A 17,333-nucleotide genomic window follows, 5' to 3' on the forward strand; every position below is an offset into this window, starting at 1 on the left:
CAAACAAATATGATGACAGATAAAGAACGAAATCATGAAGTGACCGTCATTGGCATCGCAGGCGGCACCGGATCGGGAAAGACCACGGTGGTTAGGAAGATTGTTGAGGCCCTGCCACCTAATCATGTGGCCGTGGTGCCGCTCGACTCGTATTACAACGATACCTCTGAAATGACCGAGGAGGAGCGCCACGCCATCAACTTTGACCATCCCGATGCCTTTGATTGGAAGCTGCTCATCAAGCAGGTGAACGAATTGCGCGAGGGTGAACCCATCGAGCAGCCCACCTATTCTTATTTAAAGTGCAACCGCCTGCCTGAAACCATCCATGTGGAACCCCGGCCGGTGATTATCATCGAGGGCATCATGACGCTGCTCAACAAGCGACTGCGTGAGATGATGGATCTGAAGGTGTTTGTTGATTGCGATCCAGACGAGCGGCTCATTCGCAACATCCAGCGCGATACCATCGAGCGGGGGCGGGATGTTAACATGGTGGTTCAGCGATATTTGGACGTGCTGAAGCCTATGCACGAGCAATTTATCGAACCCACCAAGCGTTTTGCCGACGTGATTATCCCGCAAGGAGGGGAGAATCTCAAGGGCATTGACATCCTCTGTAAATATGTCGAGCGCCTGGTGCTGATGAATTTAAGTTGACCCATGAACTGTGCGGAGGCGTGAGTCGAAATGGTTTCATGATGCACCTCTTGCCGTCTTCGATTCGATGTTTTCCTTCTTCTGGGTTATAAATTAATATTTATTCGCATTCCGTACCGTCGGAATGTCGATTTTATTCGCTATCTTTGCGAGAGCAAGATGGCTGAGATGTCAATGGTGATTGAGTTGTCTTTACCATCAACACAACTACGACATTGTAACATATTCATTTATAATAAACAGAAGAAAATGAAAACAATTTATGATTTTTCAGTAAAAGACAGAAAAGGTAACGATGTATCTCTCAAGGAGTATGCCAACGAAGTGCTGTTGATTGTCAACACAGCGACAAAATGTGGTTTCACTCCTCAATACGAAGAGCTGGAGAAGCTCTACGAGAAATACCATGCAAAAGGTTTCGAGATTCTTGATTTCCCTTGCAACCAATTTGGACAGCAGGCACCAGGAACGGACGAGAGCATCCACGAGTTCTGCAAACTGACATACGGTACCGAATTCCCACGCTTCAAGAAAATTAAAGTAAACGGTGACGATGCCGACCCACTTTACAAGTTCCTCAAAGAACAGAAAGGCTTTGCAGGCTGGGATATGAGTCACCCCATCGCTCCGATCCTCGTTGACATCCTGTCAAAAGAAGATCCCGATTACGAGCAGAAGCCCGACATCAAATGGAATTTCACCAAGTTCCTTATCAACAAACAGGGACAGGTTGTCGCACGCTTCGAACCCACAGAGAAGTTAGAACACATCGCTCAGCAAATCGAGGAACTGTTATAATGAAAGATGAAATAGGTGAAACCCGCATGCATCCGTATGTGTGTTTCACCTTTTTCGTTTCATCTTTCCCAATTTTCGTTACAGCGTTCACGACGCTTATTTCATATCTTACATGATGGAACAACAGAAACAATATACCCGCTGCCTCATTGTTGGTAGCGGACCGGCAGGCTATACGGCTGCCATCTATGCGGCTCGTGCCAATCTCAATCCCGTTCTTTATTGCGGATTGCAGACAGGCGGCCAGCTCACTCAAACCACTGAGGTGGAGAATTTTCCCGGTTATCCCGAGGGTGTCGACGGCAATCAAATGATGATGGATTTGCGTCAGCAGGCCGAACGCTATGGAACGGACATCCGAGACGGTGAGATTGTCAAGGCTGACTTGACTAAAGTGCCTTACAAGCTGTTCACCGATAGTGGCGATGAGCTTCAGGCAGAGACCGTGATTATTGCCACAGGAGCATCTGCCAAGTATCTTGGCTTGGAGGATGAGGAGAAGTATAAGGGGCAAGGTGTGAGTGCCTGTGCCACCTGTGATGGATTTTTCTATCGCGGCAAGGTGGTGGCTGTCGTGGGTGGTGGCGACACAGCTTGCGAAGAAGCAACCTATTTGGCTGGCCTTTGCAGTAAGGTGTACATGATTGTGCGCAAAGATTATCTGCGTGCCTCTGATGTGATGCAACAACGTGTGGAAGAGAACGAGAAGATAGAGATACTCTATAAGCACAACGCCACAGGGCTCTATGGCGAGAATGGCGTTGAGGGCGTTCACCTGGTTAAACATTTGGGCGAGGCCAACGAAGAGCATTACGACCTGCCTATCGATGGTTTCTTCTTAGCTATTGGGCACACTCCCAACTCGTCTGTGTTCAAAGACTTCCTTGAAACCAATCAAGCAGGTTACATCAAGACCATCCCTGGTACGCCAAAGACGAAGATTCCCGGTGTGTATGCGGCTGGTGATGTGGCTGATCCCGTGTATCGTCAGGCTGTCGTAGCTGCGGGAACAGGCTGTCAGGCAGCCCTTGAGGCAGAGCGATATCTTACTGAAATCAATAAATAATCTTGGATTTGCGCTGGATTTAAGAGTATAAAACCTTACTTTCAGTATGCCGCAGAAACGTAATTTTGTACGTTCAAACATGACGGCAGCGTTGACAAGATGGATAAATAAAAGCGGTCTATAGCACACGATGGGTGTTATAGACCGCTTTTTATCGAATTGTTTTTATCTTTCTTACAATGGATTTGTTTTATATATCAAGCTGGATTGCAGCCAAAACGAAATGCGTTAGTCGTTGTATTGGGCCGTTATCTCGCAAATCTTCACAATAACCTCGACCGCCTTTTTCATGACCTGAATAGAAACAAACTCATAAGGGCCGTGGAAATTAACGCCGCCAGCGAAGATGTTTGGGCAGGGTAAGCCCTTGAAACTGAGCTGTGCGCCATCGGTTCCACCACGGATAGGCTCCACTTTCGGGGCCACACCGGTTTCTTGCATGGCTTGCAAAACGATGTCGATGACGTGCATGTTCGGTTCAATTTTCTCCTTCATGTTGTAGTACTGGTCCTTGATGACAATCTCAACCGTACCCTCACCATACTTTTCGTTCATCTTTTGCGCGCAGTCTTCCATAAAGTCCTTGCGGTCTTCGAACTTCTCACGGTCGTGATCTCGAATGAGATAACTCATCTTAGCCTCTTCCGTTCGGGTCTCCATGCCCAGCAGATGATAGAATCCTTGATAACCCTCGGTGTTCTCTGGGATGTCTGTGTCGGGAATCATGGCGTTAAATTCGCATGCCAACCGATTGGCATTGATCATCTTGTCTTTTGCATATCCTGTATGAACGCTCACCCCTTTGATTATGATTTTGACGCTGGCAGCGTTGAAGTTCTCGTACTCCAGGTCGCCAATGTCACCACCATCCATGGTGTAAGCCCAGCTGCATCCAAACTTTTCCACGTCAAAATGGTGTGCGCCAAGTCCTATTTCCTCATCAGGATTGAACCCCATGCGTATGTCACCATGCTCAATTTCATCGTGATCGCGTAGGTAGCACATGGCATCTACTATTTCTGCGATACCCGCTTTGTCGTCTGCACCCAGCAAGGTGTGTCCATCTGTCACGATAAGATCCTCGCCGACGTGCGTCTTCAGTTCGGGAAATTTCCCGGGAGAAGACACGATACCCTCTGAAAGGATGATGTCACCGCCGTCATAATTGTTTACAATGCGCGCCTTGATGTTAGCTCCGCTGGCATCAGGACTGGTGTCATAATGTGAGATGAAACCGATGGTGGGTATGTCTTTTTTGGTGTTTGCCTTCAGCGTGGCATAGATGTAGCCTTTTTCATCCATCTCTACATCCGAGAATCCTTCACGTTCCAACTCCTCTTTGAGGTACTTGGCGAAAACGAGTTGTTTTGATGTACTGGGGACTGTCTGTGAGTCTTCGGACGACTGGGTATCAAACTTGGTATAGTTGATAAATCTCTCTGTAATGTCCATGTACTTTTAGAATTAAGTGTGATTTCACTAGTAAGGGTGACTCCGGCGGGATTCAAACCCGCGATCTCAGGAACCGGAATCCTGCATTCTATTCAGCTGAACTACGGAGCCATAATGTGTGTGCAAATATAAAGAAAAAAGTTGATACCGACAAAACATGCCTTCTTATTTTTCTTTTTTCCGTATTGTGGCCACTATGTGGTATAAGAACTCTTTTGGTCATATTTTACATTCCAGCCTTTCGTGTTCATCAAAAAATCAATACCTTTGCATAAGACAGGCTTCACCTCAGCAATTCCAAGCAAGCTTGATTGCATTCGGTTCGCACTGTCTTTGCAAAAGACAGACTTACAACATCTATAAATAAGGTGAATCGATGCGGATGAAAGGAAGAAGTTTGTTGAATAATAACCTAAACCACCCAATAAAAATGAGAAAAATTATTTTATCCTGCATCCTGTTGGGGATGACTTGTATGGCCAAGGCACAATCGTTGCCCGTGTATCTTGATCCAACTAAAAACGTGGAAGAACGCATTGAAGATGCATTGCAACGCATGACGCTGGCCGAAAAGATTAGAGTGATTCACGCACAAAGCAAATTTTCGTCGGCAGGCGTACCCCGATTGGGGTTTCCTGACTTTTGGACAGACGATGGTCCTCACGGTGTCAGACCAGACGTACTGTGGGATGAGTGGGAACAGGCTGGGCAAACCAACGACTCGTGTGTGGCCTTTCCGGCGCTGACCTGTCTGACTGCCTCCTGGAATCCACAGTTGGGCATGCTCTATGGAAAGAGCTTAGGCGAGGAAGCTCGCTATAGAGGGAAGAACATGATACTCGGTCCTGGCGTGAATATCAACCGCACTCCGCTGAACGGGCGTAACTTTGAGTACATGGGCGAAGACCCATTTCTGGCCTCCCGCATGGTGGTTCCTTATGTTCAGGGACTGCAATCGATTGGCGTGGCAGCCTGTGTGAAGCACTATGCCCTGAACAATGACGAGGAATACCGGCATCAGGTCAACGTCATTGTGGACGACAGAGCCTTGCATGAGATTTACCTTCCCGCCTTCAAAGCCGCCGTGCAGGAAGGTAAGGCATGGGGCATCATGGGGGCATACAACCTGTATAAGAATCAGCACAACTGCCATAATCAGTATCTGCTCAACGACATCCTCAAGCGCGATTGGGGATTTGACGGTGTGGTGGTGAGCGATTGGGGCGGTGCACACGATACCGAACAGGCTGTGAAGAACGGACTTGACATGGAATTTGGCACCTGGACCGATGGACTCACCATGGGAGCCACCAATGCTTACGACAATTATTACCTGGCAAGACCTTATTTGAAGTTAATCCAAGAAGGGAAGTTCACGACCCGCGAACTGGATGAAAAGGTGCGCAGGGTGCTGCGTTTGTTTTATCGTACAACGATGGATCAGACGTACAAGCAGGGTTTCTTATGCTCTGACGCCCACTATGAGGCAGCCCAGAAGATTGCAGAAGAAGGCATCGTGCTATTGAAAAACCAAGGAAACGTGCTGCCCATTGATCTCCATCAGGCCAAACGGGTGCTTGTAGTGGGCGAGAACGCCATCAAGATGATGACCGTTGGCGGAGGAAGCTCGTCCTTGAAAGTGCAACGCGAGATTTCTCCGCTTGATGGACTGAAGGCAAGATTGGCAGGAAAAGCAACCGTAGACTATGCCCGAGGCTATGTGGGTGATGTCACTGGCAATTACAATGGCGTAACAACGGGACAGGACTTGTCTGAAAAGAGGTCGGCTGACGAGCTGATTGCCGAAGCGGTTTCCAAGGCTAAAGAGGCCGACTATGTGATATTCTTCGGTGGCTTGAACAAGAGCGACTATCAAGACTGTGAGGGACACGACCGCAAATCATACGGCTTGCCCTACCAACAAGACCGCGTAATTACCGCCTTGGCCAAGGTCAACAAAAACTTTATCTATGTCAATATTTCTGGTAATGCCGTTGAAATGCCGTGGGTGAAGCAGGTTCCGGCCATCGTGCAGGGCTGGTTTATCGGCTCACAGGCCGGTGTGGCATTGGCTTCTGTGCTCGTGGGTGATGCCAATCCGTCGGGCAAACTGCCATACACCTGGTTCAAGACCTTGAACGACGTGCCAGCTCACCGACTGAACAGCTATCCCGGAACGTGGCGTGCCGACAAGAAGGTGATAGACGAAACCTACAAGGAAGGCATTTTCGTTGGCTACAGGTGGGTTGACAAGGATAAGACGAAGCCGCTCTTCGCCTTCGGACATGGACTGAGCTACACCTCCTTTGACCTTTCCAATTTGCGATTGAGTCAGAAGAAGATGACGGAAAACGACCAACTCACGGCCACCGTCACGGTCAAGAATACAGGCCGCCGTGCAGGTGCTGAGGTGGTTCAACTGTATGTCAGCGACCTGAAATCGTCGTTGCCTCGCCCCCAAAAAGAACTCAAAGGCTTCAAGAAGGTGTATCTCGCTTCGGGAGAAACCAAGGATGTAGACATTACCATCGACCGCTCTGCCTTGAGTTTCTATCATGACAAGCAACAAAAGTGGGTGGCCGAGCCTGGTGATTTTGAGGTGTTGGTGGGCAACGCTTCCGACCATCTTCCGCTCAAAGCCAAGTTTAGATTACAATAAAGCCGCCTCGGTGTTGATGATTGCCATCAACGGAAACGGTTTTTGAATCAAGCAGATTACGTCACAGCAATTCAAACTCATTGATTTGTCTTGGGCTTACACTGTTTTACGCATCAAATCCTCCACGTTCACCTCCATGGAAACGTGGAGGATTTTTGTGTGGCCACGGTACTCCAGTACCCCGAATATTAGCAGCTGGCGGAACGGAGTCAAGTAGATGTCAATAAGTGGGAAGTAAGATAAAACGTTGACTTTTTTTACCAAATATCGCCCTTAAAACGGCACATGTAAATGTTCAATCTAGAAAAAATCAATAGGCAAGCAGGCGACAAATAAGTGAAAACAGGGTAAGAAAAACTCAAATTTTACCCCAAAAGCTGCACTTTTCGTGCTTAAAAGCATCATTTTGGTGGACTATTCCCATGCATTAACCAGCCAAAGTCATGCATGTATCACCCTTAATGCAATGCTTTTGAGTAAATAAGACTTGAAAAATAGACTGGTTGTGCTGTAAGTTAAATGTAAATCATTGATTGTTAGAGAGATGCGTTGTTTTCTTATTTTGGGCGAATTTGCGTCCGTGTGACTGGTTCGTTGAAAATAAACGAAATATGGAGAGGTTGGATGTCAAGAAAAATCATTTGTGGCTACCATCGTGACCCTCATCCTCTTGGTGTGTGCAAATAGTCATTAAAAATGCGTAAATAGTATCTTTTGGTGTTATTGTTGTCCTGAATACTTGCGTATGATTGATATAACGTCTATCTTTGCAGACACGTCAGCAATCAAGAGGTGGCGTGCCAAACCGAATATGATGTTTTAGAAAATACAACGATGAGCAAATTGATAAAACCACCCCACTATCATGCATTATTGGACATGAAGCAGACAGAGCGGGGCATTAAACAGATAAAAGACTTTTTTCAACAAAACCTTTCCACCGAATTGCGCTTGAGGCGCGTCACCGCCCCCTTGTTCGTTCTCAAAGGACTGGGCATAAACGACGACCTCAATGGTGTGGAGCGGCCGGTAAGTTTTCCCATCAAGGACCTCGGAGACGCCGAGGCAGAGGTGGTTCACTCGTTGGCTAAGTGGAAAAGACTGACGCTGGCCGAGTACAATATTCAGCCCGGCCATGGCATCTACACCGACATGAACGCCATCAGAGCCGACGAGGAGCTGGACAACCTGCATTCATTGTACGTCGATCAGTGGGACTGGGAGGCGGTTATTACCCCCGAACAACGCACGCTCTCGTTCCTTAAAAATGTGGTGGAGCGCATCTATGCCGCGCTGCTTCGCACCGAATACCTCACTTGCGAGACCTACCCGCAGCTCAAACCTTTCCTCCCCGAGCAAATTCACTTCATCCATAGCGAGGACTTGTTGCGGCAATATCCCGACCTTTCACCCAAAGAGCGTGAAGATGCCATCTGTGAAAAGTATGGCGCGGTGTTTATCATTGGCATCGGAAGCACGCTCAGCAACGGTGAGAAACACGACGGGCGCGCCCCTGACTACGACGATTGGTCTACCGTGACCAATGGCGGTCAGGCGGGACTCAATGGTGACATCCTCATCTGGTATCCTGTGTTGGAGCGTTCCATCGAACTCTCTTCCATGGGAATTCGTGTGGATAAGGAAAGTCTGCTGCGACAGCTACGGCTTTCGGGGCAGGAAGAGCGGCAGCAACTTTACTTCCATCAGCAGTTGCTCAACGACAAGTTGCCATTGAGTATTGGCGGCGGCATTGGGCAAAGCAGGTTGTGCATGGTGCTTTTGCAGAAAGCCCATATCGGCGAGATTCAGGCCAGCATTTGGCCCGAAGACATGCGCGAGGCGTGTGACAAGCTGGACATGCGGCTCATTTAGCAGTCCGCCAGTTGGGCTGCTCTACAGACATGGATAAATGAAAAAAGCCAGCCATCGGCGACCGATGGCTGGCTTTTTAAATCGTACCTCACTTAGAAAACAAATCCAAGATTGATGTAGTAATTGGGTGTCTTGGTCTTACTCGACCATCCTATCGAGCCTCCAATCGGCCCCAACACACTGTTATAGTAGTAAGCTGCCTGACAACCAATCTTTGGACCATGGTCAAACAGGTCATCGAACTTGTCGTCTGACAGGTAACCTGATATCTTTGCGATGACATAGTTGTTGTCTAAGATGCGCTGCTGAAGCCTCAGTTGTGCCGCTACAAACTTATCTTTCACCTGTTCCACGTAGGCCACGCCGGCAAAAGGCATGTGCTGACTGTCAGAAAAGTAATGGAACCGGTCGCCTCCGATGATGTTTTGCAAAACGTATGGTGCATTGGTACCCTCAATCAGTCGACCATAGAGCATCGGCTGCAGTGTGAGTCTGTTGTTCAGTGGAAACGAGATGCGCCACATGGCGTTCACGATGCTCAATCCGCTATGGTCGTCGTAGCCCACGAAATTGTCGGTGTAATAGCCGTAACCCGCCTCAAACTTGGCTCCCTTGGATGGAAAATTCCAATGGTTTTCCGAGTTGAAGGTTATCTCGCCCTGGTAACTAATGAGGTGCAGGTTCTTCAAATCTGTATTCCACCGCTCGCGTTTTACATCCTGCAGTACGGCATCGTGGTGATAAAAGTCATAGCGTCCACCCAGGCGAAAGTTGAAGTTGCGGATGTTGAAGTCGAACGGAACCACCCTCACGGTGTGCTGGTTGTAAATCAGGTTGACGTCTCTTGTTCCCTCGCTATAGATGTTGATGTCCTGATGACGGAACTGATAGGATACGTTAACTTTTCCCCAGGAGCTGGGATACAGTGCAAAGTCGGCATTAGCCATGGTGCGTTTGCCCAGTCGCAGGGTAAAGTTGGCTGCCATGGGGATGGCCTTGCTCCGCACAAACAGTCCCAGGTTGGCCTGTAAGGCCACCAACTCTTCCGTGTCAAACCGCAGTCCCAGACTTGCTTTGGCGTCTTTCTGTCCCTTGGAGGCAATGTGTAGACGCTCGCCATTTTCCGTTGGTGTGATGTAGCAGTCGGCATCATTGTAGTACAGGTCGGCGCGCATCGTGTTGGATATCTGGTCTAATAGGTTCACTTGTATGCTGTCACGCTTGTTCAGCTTGAACTTGTGTGCGATGTATCTTTGATCAGCTTCGTCGACATCCTCGTACACGATGTCGGCTATTTTCACCTTGTCGGGCTGAATCTCAACCTTGTTCTTGACCAGGTGTTCTGGTTCCTGTCCGGGTGCGATGCCCAATTCTTTTCTCAATTTCTCCAGCTTTGGCCATTGCTTCATGGCCGCCTCCTCGCCTCGCCTAATCAGGGTGTCGATGGCGGCGGTTGAGAATGAGGCCGCACCATAGCCTTTCGTATCGGTGCTGATGAGGATATCCGTCTTGGCAATGTTTTCATCATACTTGTTCTTACAGTTGATGTCAACAATCTGTCCAATCACACTGGCACCCTTGTCGAAGTCGCTTGCCGTCTTTGGAGGCTCCTGGACGGTGACGCCAATCACGATGTCGGCTCCCATTTCGCGGGCGATGTCTGCCGGGTAGTTGTTGCGCAGTCCACCGTCAATCAACACCATGTCGCCCTTCCTGATGGGCGTGAATGCCCCTGGGATGGACATGCTGGCGCGCATGGCCTCGGTGAGTGAACCTCGGTGGAAAACGTATTCGGTGTTGTCTATGATGTTCGTGGCAACGCAGGCAAAGGGGATGGGCAGGTCGTTGAAATCAATGGAGTCGCGGTAGTTGAAGGCCAGCCGGGCAAACAGCTTTGAAAGATTCTTCCCTTGTATCAGACCTCCCTGACGTGTGCGGTTGTTTTTGCCAAGCCGGATGTCACGGCTCAGCATATAAGTATTTTCTTTTTTCCTTTTGTTCAGGTTGAGGTTTCTCACGTCAACCTTGTCCGACAGCACGAGCGACCAGTCTTGCAGCCTGACGATAGAGTCCATACAATGTGCATCGTAGCCTATGCAGTACAGTCCACCTATGATACTTCCCATCGATGTTCCTGTCACGATGTCCACTGGGATGCCTGCTTCTTCTATCACCTTCAGTGCCCCGATGTGCGCCATGCCCTTGGCTCCGCCGCCACTCAGCACCACAGCCACCTTCTTGCGGGCGTGGTGGGGCTGGGCCTGTGCTACCAGACCGAAGAAGAGCAGCATACAGAGAATTAGTGTTTTCCTCATAGCTGTATGTATTTGTGTTATTTAATGGTTCGCAAAGCGTTGCTTGGCCAAGGCTTCGTACTTGGTCCCTGGCTGTCCATAGTTGGCATAAGGGTAGATGCTGATGCCGCCTCGTGGAGTAAAGAGGCCTGTCACCTCAATGTATTTAGGCTGCATCAGCTTGATGAGGTCTTTCATGATGATGTTCACGCAGTCTTCATGAAAGTCGCCATGATTGCGAAAAGAGAACAGGTACAGCTTCAGACTCTTACTCTCCACCATGCGCTCGCCGGGGATGTAGGCGATGCGTATTTCGGCAAAGTCGGGCTGCCCGGTGATGGGACACAGCGATGTGAACTCGGGACAGTTGAACTGTACCCAATAATCGTTCATGGGATGTTTGTTCTGAAAGGTTTCCAACACCTCGGGTGCGTAATCCATCTGATACTTGGTTTTCGCTCCCAAAGCCTTTAAGCCATCCTCTTTTCTTGTACTTTCCATAAGCCAATACCTTATTTATATTATATGTTGAAGATGCGTAGCACGTTGTAGTCAATCCCTTCATCGTACACATCTTCACCCTCGTGTGCCTTCAAAGTATGGACAACGCGGATGGTGACGGGCAACACCAGAATCTCGTAAGCAGTCTTGAGCAAAACCTGCCAGAACATCAAGGGTAAGATTTCGGCGGTAGGTATCACCCCGAAAAAGGCCAAGGGGAAAAAGATAAGCGAGTCGACACTCTCACCAAAGATGGTACTCAGGATGGCGCGGGCAGAGAAATTCTTTCCTTGTGATGAGATTTTCATGCGGCTCATCACATAAGCATTGACGAACGAACCACACAAAAAGGCTATGAATGAGGCGAAAGCAATGCGCGGTGCCAGTCCGAAGATGTCGTGGAAGCTCTGTCCAAGCGTCCAGTAGCTGGCTCCGGGAATCAAGTCGCACAGTGCCGCCATCATCACAAAGAAGAAGTTCATGGCAAAACCTGTCCAGATGAGTAAGCGGGCTTTGCGATAACCCCACACCTCACACACGCAGTCGTTGATGATGTACGAGATGGGAAAAACGATGAGTCCGCCGGTCAACGAGATGGGACCTACGGCAATTTGCTTGGTTTCTAACACGTTTGCCGTAATCAGGCAAACACAAAAAAGGATGCTGAAAAGCATGAATAGCACACTAACGTGCTGAGTTTTTTGTTCCATAATTCTTGTTTTTTAAGAGGTTTATCAAGCACTCTATGATGAATAAAAATGTAATGTCCAAATGTCTTGAGCGCCCTGATTATCCTTCATCAGACCCTCATCTGGTTCATTTGGAAACACTGAATTGTTGTTGAATTTCTGCAAAGTTACATAATTTTGCCGATATCGAGCTGTTTTTAAGGAAAAAACGATTATTTTTGCCTCAAATAAACAATAGTATAGAACACAATGAAAAAGTACTTATTCACAGCAGCAGTTGCTCTGTTAGCCACTGCCATGCAAGCCCAAAATGCGGAATATGTCATTACCGGTACTGCTCCGGCAAACGCAAAAATGGTTTATTATTACGACAATGGACAGTTCAGGAAAACTGACAGCACAACAGTCAGCAACGGTAAATTTCAGCTTAACGGAACAAAACCGCTGAACACCTTCATCACTGTGGCAACCGATGCAAGCCATAGCATCACCGTCATTAACGACCGTACGCCCATCACGGTAAACTTGAACAACCAGAGCGTCACTGGATCGGCACAGAATGTTCAGTTCGTTGCCTTGCAAAAGCAACAGAGCAAGCAGGATGAGAAAATGATGGACATCTACAAGAAATACCAAGAGATAGCAGCTGACATGACCATCGAAGGACAGACCAAGAAGGCTACGTTTGAGAAACAGATGGAACAATTGCAGGAACAACAGGTGCAAGACATCTTGAAATTTACCAATACACACAAAACCAGTGTGGCTCCGGCATACTTTTTAGGACAGATGTTTTATTCGCTGTCGTACAACGACCTGGTGTCCATCCTCGACAACACCTGCGCTTATTACAACCACCCCATGATGGAAGGTCCTAAACGACAGCTCGTTTCGCTGGGCAAGCGTCGGCCGGGCTTGCAATTTACCGACTTTGCTATGCACGATATACAGGGCAAACCTGCCAAACTGAGCCAATGGGTGGGCAAGGGCAACTATGTGTTGGTTGACTTTTGGGCAAGCTGGTGTGGCCCGTGCCGACAAGAGATGCCCAACGTGGTGGATGCTTACAAGCGCTATCATGCAGCAAAGGGATTCGACGTGGTTGGCGTGTCGTTCGACTCAAAGGCTGATGCTTGGAAGAAAGGCATCGCTGACTTGCAACTACCTTGGCACAACATCTCCGACTTGAAAGGCTGGAAGTGTGCTGCCGCCCAGGTTTATGGTGTCAATTCCATTCCGTCGAACATCCTGGTTGATCCATCTGGACAGATTATTGCGCACGACTTGCGTGGTTCTAAGCTGGCCGAAAAGTTGAAGGAAATCTTCGGATACTAAAGTATCAATCTTGCAAGTATAGGGCATGATTCGTCGTGCCCTTCGCTTGTTAGAGGAAAAAGTGAAATGGGAAAGATGAAATGAGAAGGCTATGCGCCTTTCCTATTTCATCTTTCCCATTTTATCTTTCGTCTTTATTAAATAATGCTGGTGCGCTTGGTGAATTCAATAATCTCTGGGATATAGCCGAAAGCCAGGCCGGTGACGGTGTCGGCACAGCCATAGTAAACGGCTACGCGACCCGTGGCGGGGTCGTGTACCTCGGCACAGGGGAAACAAACGTTAGGCACGTCGCCAGTCAGTTCATACTGTGTTTGTGGTGAGATGAGATAAGGACCTGAACGATAGATAGGCTTCCACGGCTGTTCTAAGTCGAGTAGGGCAGAGCCAAAGCTGTACACATAGCCATTGCACGAGCGCAACACACCATGATAGAACATCAGCCAACCCTCGGATGTCTCAATGGGTATAGGACCTGCGCCTATCTTCATGCACTGCCATGCACTTACTTCAAAGGCGGCAGGCGACATCACATGGCGATGCTTGCCCCAGTATACCAAGTCGGGAGATTCGCTGTAGAAGATGTCTCCGAAAGGAGTGTGTCCCGTATCGCTCGGGCGACTGAGCATGGCAAAGTTGCCATTGATCTTCTTAGGGAACATCACGCCGTTGCGATTGTAGGGCAGGAACGCATTTTCCAATTGGTGGAAGGTCTTGAAATCAAATGTGTATGCCACGCCAATGGTAGGTCCGTGATAGCCGTTACACCAAGTGACGTAGTAGCGGTCGTCGATAAAGCACACGCGAGGGTCGTAACCATACACCCATTCACCAATCTCTTTATTGTCGCATTCAAAACGCAGCGGCTCTTCGTTGATGTTCCATTTCACGCCGTCGTCACTGAAACCAACGTGCAATACCATGCGTCGGTTGGTATCATCACAGCGGAACACACCAGCGTAGCCGTCTTTGAAAGGTACTACGGCACTATTGAAAATACTGTTGGAGGTTGGTAGCAAATTCCTTGGAATAATGGGATTCGCCGAACAACGCCACATGACTTCTTTACAATCTGCCGCACGGTCTTCCCACGGCATGTTGGGCAAAGGTTGCCCTTGAATGATTAATTTGGACATAGAAATGTTATTTCAGTTTACGAGTTTTTAGTTTACAAGTTCACGAGTTGATAGTTTTAGTTGACGAGTCTATAGTTTACGAGTTCACCAGTTGATAGTTTTAGTTGACGAGTCCATAGTTTACCAGTTCACCAGTTGATAGTTTGTCTAAACAAAAAGTTCAAAGTTCAAAGTTCAAAGTTCAAAGTTCAAAGTTCAATGTTCTCGGCTATCTATTCCCCTCCTTGGGAGGGGTTAGGGGAGGCTCCAAACGGCACAAACCAAGTGATGAGTAAGGCGGGAATGGTGCATAGCAACACAAATACGAAGAAGTGTCGGTAGCCCAATGCATCACTCACGGCACCACTCATCATGCCAGGTAACATCACGCCAAGGTTCATAATGCCACTGGCAAAGGCATAGTGCGACATCTTATGCTTGCCTGGCGCAATCTGCTGCATCATGAAGAGCGTCAGTCCCACGAATCCGAATCCGTAGCCAAAGTACTCCAGTCCAATGGCGCTGCCTATGAAGACAAGATCTTGTGGTTGGTAAATGGCCAACAGGTTATATGCCACAAACGGAACGTTGAACACCAAGGCCAACGAAAACAGACTCTTTTTCAATCCCCGATGTGCGATATAGTAGCCGCCCAAGATAGAACCAATCACAAAGGCGGCAGCACCCACGGTGCCATAGCACAGGCCAATCTGTTGTTCTGTCATGCCCAAACCTTGCTCCGAAACCGGTGCTTTGAGGAAGAGCGGCACAATCTTCATCACAAACCCTTCGGCAAACCTATAGAGAATGATGAAGCATATATAATAGATAATGTGTTTCTTCTGGAAGAACTCTGCAAACACCGCCCACAACTCCGTCCATACTTCACGGGCACTCTTCTTGTGCTGGGCAGCTTTGCCATCGGTAGGAAGGATGAAAAAATGATAGCATCCCAAAGCCAGCATGGTCACGCCAACGATGAGCATGATGAACATCCACGCCTTGGTCACACCGTAACTCTTGATGAATATTCCCGCCAGATACACCAATCCACCCGTGGCAAATATCTTCGCAACGTTGTAGAAGGCACCTTGCCAACCTATCCATCTGGCTTGTTCTTCGGTAGACAGTACCGACATATACGTTCCATCGGCTGCGATGTCGTGTGTGGCACCGCTCATGGCAATCACGGCCAGGATGCCAATGGTGATGGCAAAGAAGTCGGAGAGGTTCAAGGCAAATGCCAACAAGGCAAACATCAAGCCACAAAGCAATTGGGTAAGCACCACAAAAAACTTCTTGGTCTTGTAGATTTCAAGGAACGGACTCCAGATAGGCTTTAATGTCCAAGGCAGCATAATCAATCCTGTCCAAAAGGTGATTTGCGTGTCAGAGATACCCATGCCTTTGTACATCAGCGACGTCACCATGTTGAGCACCACAAAGGGCATCCCCATGGCGAAATACAATGTAGGCACCCATGCAATGGGACTCGTCTTTCTCGGGTGCGTGTAGGTTAGTTCTTCTTTCATTTTTTAATACAACAATGTGTGCATCGTATAACGGATGCCTTATAAGTTTTTTTGTTCAGTATCGGTTGGCAGTGTAGGTTTGTCCATGGAGGCAGCTGTTTCATCAACAGATTCAGCAGATTCAACGGGCTCGGCTGTCGTTTCAACGGCATCTGTTGCAGTGGGACTGGTCGGTGCTTGCTTGTATTTTCGGTTCACCGACATCACCTTAAAGGCATCGATGCACTCGATGACACCATACAATACGAGCGTCCAGCCAATAACGAAGAGCGGCGCCTGGGCTATCCATTGGGGTTTTATGATGGCGATGCCACCGATGAAAAGCACCACGCAGGGCAGCAGCCAGAAGATGATGTGCACGCGGATGATGCGGTTGATGGCAGCCAACACCACAAACTGATTGATGGCTCCCAATATAAGCACGGCGGCGATGATGTACACCAATCCAGTTGTAAAGACGGTAGGCATCAGAGCCAGTACGGCTCCCAGCACCATACTGCCGATGCCCACGATGGGGAAGGTGGGGCGGAAGCCGGAGATTTGCCGACCATTGGCGTCAAACACCACGGTGTCGTCGCGGTGCTTGCGGTCAATGAGGTAGGTGATGCACGATATGAGTCCGGTAATCAAGAATAGCACACCAATGAGGATGGTGAGCCATGTAACGGTATCTTCGCGGTAGCGGATGAGCAGTACGCCTATGATGATGGACACTAGCGCACGGATGAATGTGTTTTGTACAGTTTTCATACGATTTGTAATATGTTTACAAATGTACGAACTATCTCCCACAAATGCAATACTTTTCGTATTTTTGTATCCTAATATTCCATTCTATGACAACATTGTATTTGGTCAGACATGGTGAAACGGTGGACAATGCCGCCCATCTCATGCAGGGACAGACGCAGGGCAGGCTCAATGCGGTTGGCCTCAGGCAGGCCGAAGAACTGCGCGAACGGTTCCGGCAGTTGCATGTCGATGCGTTTGTGTCCAGTGATTTGCGTCGGGCCATAGAAACATGTGAGGTGATAGCCGCACCGCATGGCATCAAGGTGCAGACAACACCGCTGCTGCGCGAGCGCGACTGGGGTGACTTTACGGGCAGATACATTCCCGATTTGCAAGACTTGCCCTTTCCCGACAATGTAGAGTCGTTGGAAGAGATGAAGCATCGCGCCCGACAGTTTCTCGAAGAGATGAGCAGCCGTTACCCCCATCAAACGGTGTTAGCTGTAGGTCATGGCATCATCAACAAGGCGATACAGAGCGTGTTCCATCATCGACCCATGAAGGAAATCGAGAGAATGGAAAACGCTGAGGTGAGAGTGCTGAACCTTCAATAAGTAAGAACCCAGCG

The 17,333-nt window shown here is 48.6% G+C and carries 14 protein-coding genes and 1 tRNA gene; 7 read left to right on the forward strand and 8 right to left on the reverse strand.

The genetic code is table 11. The annotated features are described in order from the left end of the window. Nucleotides 1–9: 9 nt before the first annotated feature. The 3 genes from udk (at nucleotide 10) to trxB (ending at nucleotide 2,524) form a co-directional block, all read left to right on the forward strand. Nucleotides 10–660, forward strand: coding sequence for a uridine kinase (gene udk / locus HMPREF1254_RS02520; RefSeq protein WP_004349409.1), 651 nt, complete (start codon nucleotides 10–12; stop codon nucleotides 658–660). 249 nt (nucleotides 661–909) lie between these two features. Next, a complete protein-coding gene (locus tag HMPREF1254_RS02525) occupies nucleotides 910–1,458 on the forward strand; it encodes a glutathione peroxidase (RefSeq protein WP_023057084.1) in 549 nt (182 codons plus the stop codon). A 112-nt stretch (nucleotides 1,459–1,570) separates the two neighbouring features. Continuing rightward, nucleotides 1,571–2,524: a thioredoxin-disulfide reductase gene (gene trxB, locus HMPREF1254_RS02530; RefSeq protein ID WP_023057139.1), complete on the forward strand. Its 954-nt coding sequence runs from the start codon at nucleotides 1,571–1,573 to the stop codon at nucleotides 2,522–2,524. 228 nt (nucleotides 2,525–2,752) lie between these two features. On the opposite strand, the gene pepT is transcribed toward trxB, so the two are convergent. Next, nucleotides 2,753–3,976, reverse strand: a complete 1,224-nt coding sequence (gene pepT, locus HMPREF1254_RS02535) for a peptidase T (RefSeq protein ID WP_023057146.1) — start codon at nucleotides 3,974–3,976, stop codon at nucleotides 2,753–2,755. Nucleotides 3,977–4,013: 37 nt separating this feature from the next. Next, a tRNA-Arg gene (locus HMPREF1254_RS02540) sits at nucleotides 4,014–4,087 on the reverse strand. Nucleotides 4,088–4,406: 319 nt separating this feature from the next. Here HMPREF1254_RS02540 and HMPREF1254_RS02545 point away from each other — a divergent pair. Both HMPREF1254_RS02545 and asnA read left to right on the forward strand, forming a co-directional pair. Continuing rightward, a complete protein-coding gene (locus tag HMPREF1254_RS02545; protein ID WP_036877954.1) occupies nucleotides 4,407–6,635 on the forward strand; it encodes a glycoside hydrolase family 3 C-terminal domain-containing protein in 2,229 nt (742 codons plus the stop codon). 834 nt (nucleotides 6,636–7,469) lie between these two features. Continuing rightward, a complete protein-coding gene (gene asnA / locus HMPREF1254_RS02550; protein WP_036878002.1) occupies nucleotides 7,470–8,507 on the forward strand; it encodes an aspartate--ammonia ligase in 1,038 nt (345 codons plus the stop codon). Nucleotides 8,508–8,599: 92 nt separating this feature from the next. On the opposite strand, the gene HMPREF1254_RS02555 is transcribed toward asnA, so the two are convergent. The 3 genes from HMPREF1254_RS02555 to HMPREF1254_RS02565 are packed head-to-tail and all read right to left on the reverse strand — an operon-like array spanning nucleotide 8,600 to nucleotide 12,012. Further along, entirely contained in the window at nucleotides 8,600–10,822 is a 2,223-nt protein-coding gene (locus HMPREF1254_RS02555) for a patatin-like phospholipase family protein (protein WP_036877956.1), read from the reverse strand. Nucleotides 10,823–10,843: 21 nt separating this feature from the next. Next, on the reverse strand, nucleotides 10,844–11,302 hold the full coding sequence (gene queF / locus HMPREF1254_RS02560) for a preQ(1) synthase (protein ID WP_023057049.1): 459 nt from the start codon (nucleotides 11,300–11,302) through the stop codon (nucleotides 10,844–10,846). A gap of 20 nt (nucleotides 11,303–11,322) precedes the next feature. After that, nucleotides 11,323–12,012 carry a queuosine precursor transporter gene (locus tag HMPREF1254_RS02565; RefSeq protein WP_023057097.1) on the reverse strand — a complete coding sequence of 230 codons (690 nt, stop codon included), beginning with the start codon at nucleotides 12,010–12,012 and terminating at the stop codon, nucleotides 11,323–11,325. Nucleotides 12,013–12,240: 228 nt separating this feature from the next. On the opposite strand from HMPREF1254_RS02565, the gene HMPREF1254_RS02570 reads away from it, so the two are divergent. Beyond that, a complete protein-coding gene (locus HMPREF1254_RS02570) occupies nucleotides 12,241–13,326 on the forward strand; it encodes a TlpA disulfide reductase family protein (protein WP_023057122.1) in 1,086 nt (361 codons plus the stop codon). Nucleotides 13,327–13,463: 137 nt separating this feature from the next. Here the strand turns inward: HMPREF1254_RS02570 and HMPREF1254_RS02575 are convergent, their stop codons facing one another. The 3 genes from HMPREF1254_RS02575 to HMPREF1254_RS02585 form a co-directional block, all read right to left on the reverse strand. Then, nucleotides 13,464–14,462, reverse strand: coding sequence for a glycoside hydrolase family 130 protein (locus HMPREF1254_RS02575; RefSeq protein WP_023057032.1), 999 nt, complete (start codon nucleotides 14,460–14,462; stop codon nucleotides 13,464–13,466). A gap of 212 nt (nucleotides 14,463–14,674) precedes the next feature. Beyond that, a complete protein-coding gene (locus HMPREF1254_RS02580; RefSeq protein WP_023057152.1) occupies nucleotides 14,675–15,973 on the reverse strand; it encodes an MFS transporter in 1,299 nt (432 codons plus the stop codon). A 39-nt stretch (nucleotides 15,974–16,012) separates the two neighbouring features. Continuing rightward, nucleotides 16,013–16,723 (reverse strand): HdeD family acid-resistance protein, encoded by a 711-nt coding sequence (locus HMPREF1254_RS02585; RefSeq protein ID WP_023057176.1) that lies wholly within the window; start codon nucleotides 16,721–16,723, stop codon nucleotides 16,013–16,015. Nucleotides 16,724–16,809: 86 nt separating this feature from the next. On the opposite strand from HMPREF1254_RS02585, the gene HMPREF1254_RS02590 reads away from it, so the two are divergent. Then, on the forward strand, nucleotides 16,810–17,319 hold the full coding sequence (locus HMPREF1254_RS02590) for a histidine phosphatase family protein (protein ID WP_036890871.1): 510 nt from the start codon (nucleotides 16,810–16,812) through the stop codon (nucleotides 17,317–17,319). The last annotated feature ends 14 nt before the right edge of the window (nucleotides 17,320–17,333 follow it).

Source organism: Prevotella sp. BV3P1 (assembly GCF_000479005.1).
Classification (GTDB): domain Bacteria; phylum Bacteroidota; class Bacteroidia; order Bacteroidales; family Bacteroidaceae; genus Prevotella.

Excerpts from the sequence above, each read along its gene's own strand:
- udk (WP_004349409.1), top strand. The coding sequence starts at position 10 with ATGATGACAGATAAAGAACGAAATCATGAAGTGACCGTCATTGGCATC.
- HMPREF1254_RS02525 (WP_023057084.1), top strand. The coding sequence starts at position 910 with ATGAAAACAATTTATGATTTTTCAGTAAAAGACAGAAAAGGTAACGAT.
- trxB (WP_023057139.1), top strand. The coding sequence starts at position 1,571 with ATGATGGAACAACAGAAACAATATACCCGCTGCCTCATTGTTGGTAGC.
- pepT (WP_023057146.1), bottom strand. The coding sequence starts at position 3,976 with ATGGACATTACAGAGAGATTTATCAACTATACCAAGTTTGATACCCAG.
- HMPREF1254_RS02545 (WP_036877954.1), top strand. The coding sequence starts at position 4,407 with ATGAGAAAAATTATTTTATCCTGCATCCTGTTGGGGATGACTTGTATG.
- asnA (WP_036878002.1), top strand. The coding sequence starts at position 7,470 with ATGAGCAAATTGATAAAACCACCCCACTATCATGCATTATTGGACATG.
- HMPREF1254_RS02555 (WP_036877956.1), bottom strand. The coding sequence starts at position 10,822 with ATGAGGAAAACACTAATTCTCTGTATGCTGCTCTTCTTCGGTCTGGTA.
- queF (WP_023057049.1), bottom strand. The coding sequence starts at position 11,302 with ATGGAAAGTACAAGAAAAGAGGATGGCTTAAAGGCTTTGGGAGCGAAA.
- HMPREF1254_RS02565 (WP_023057097.1), bottom strand. The coding sequence starts at position 12,012 with ATGGAACAAAAAACTCAGCACGTTAGTGTGCTATTCATGCTTTTCAGC.
- HMPREF1254_RS02570 (WP_023057122.1), top strand. The coding sequence starts at position 12,241 with ATGAAAAAGTACTTATTCACAGCAGCAGTTGCTCTGTTAGCCACTGCC.
- HMPREF1254_RS02575 (WP_023057032.1), bottom strand. The coding sequence starts at position 14,462 with ATGTCCAAATTAATCATTCAAGGGCAACCTTTGCCCAACATGCCGTGG.
- HMPREF1254_RS02580 (WP_023057152.1), bottom strand. The coding sequence starts at position 15,973 with ATGAAAGAAGAACTAACCTACACGCACCCGAGAAAGACGAGTCCCATT.
- HMPREF1254_RS02585 (WP_023057176.1), bottom strand. The coding sequence starts at position 16,723 with ATGAAAACTGTACAAAACACATTCATCCGTGCGCTAGTGTCCATCATC.
- HMPREF1254_RS02590 (WP_036890871.1), top strand. The coding sequence starts at position 16,810 with ATGACAACATTGTATTTGGTCAGACATGGTGAAACGGTGGACAATGCC.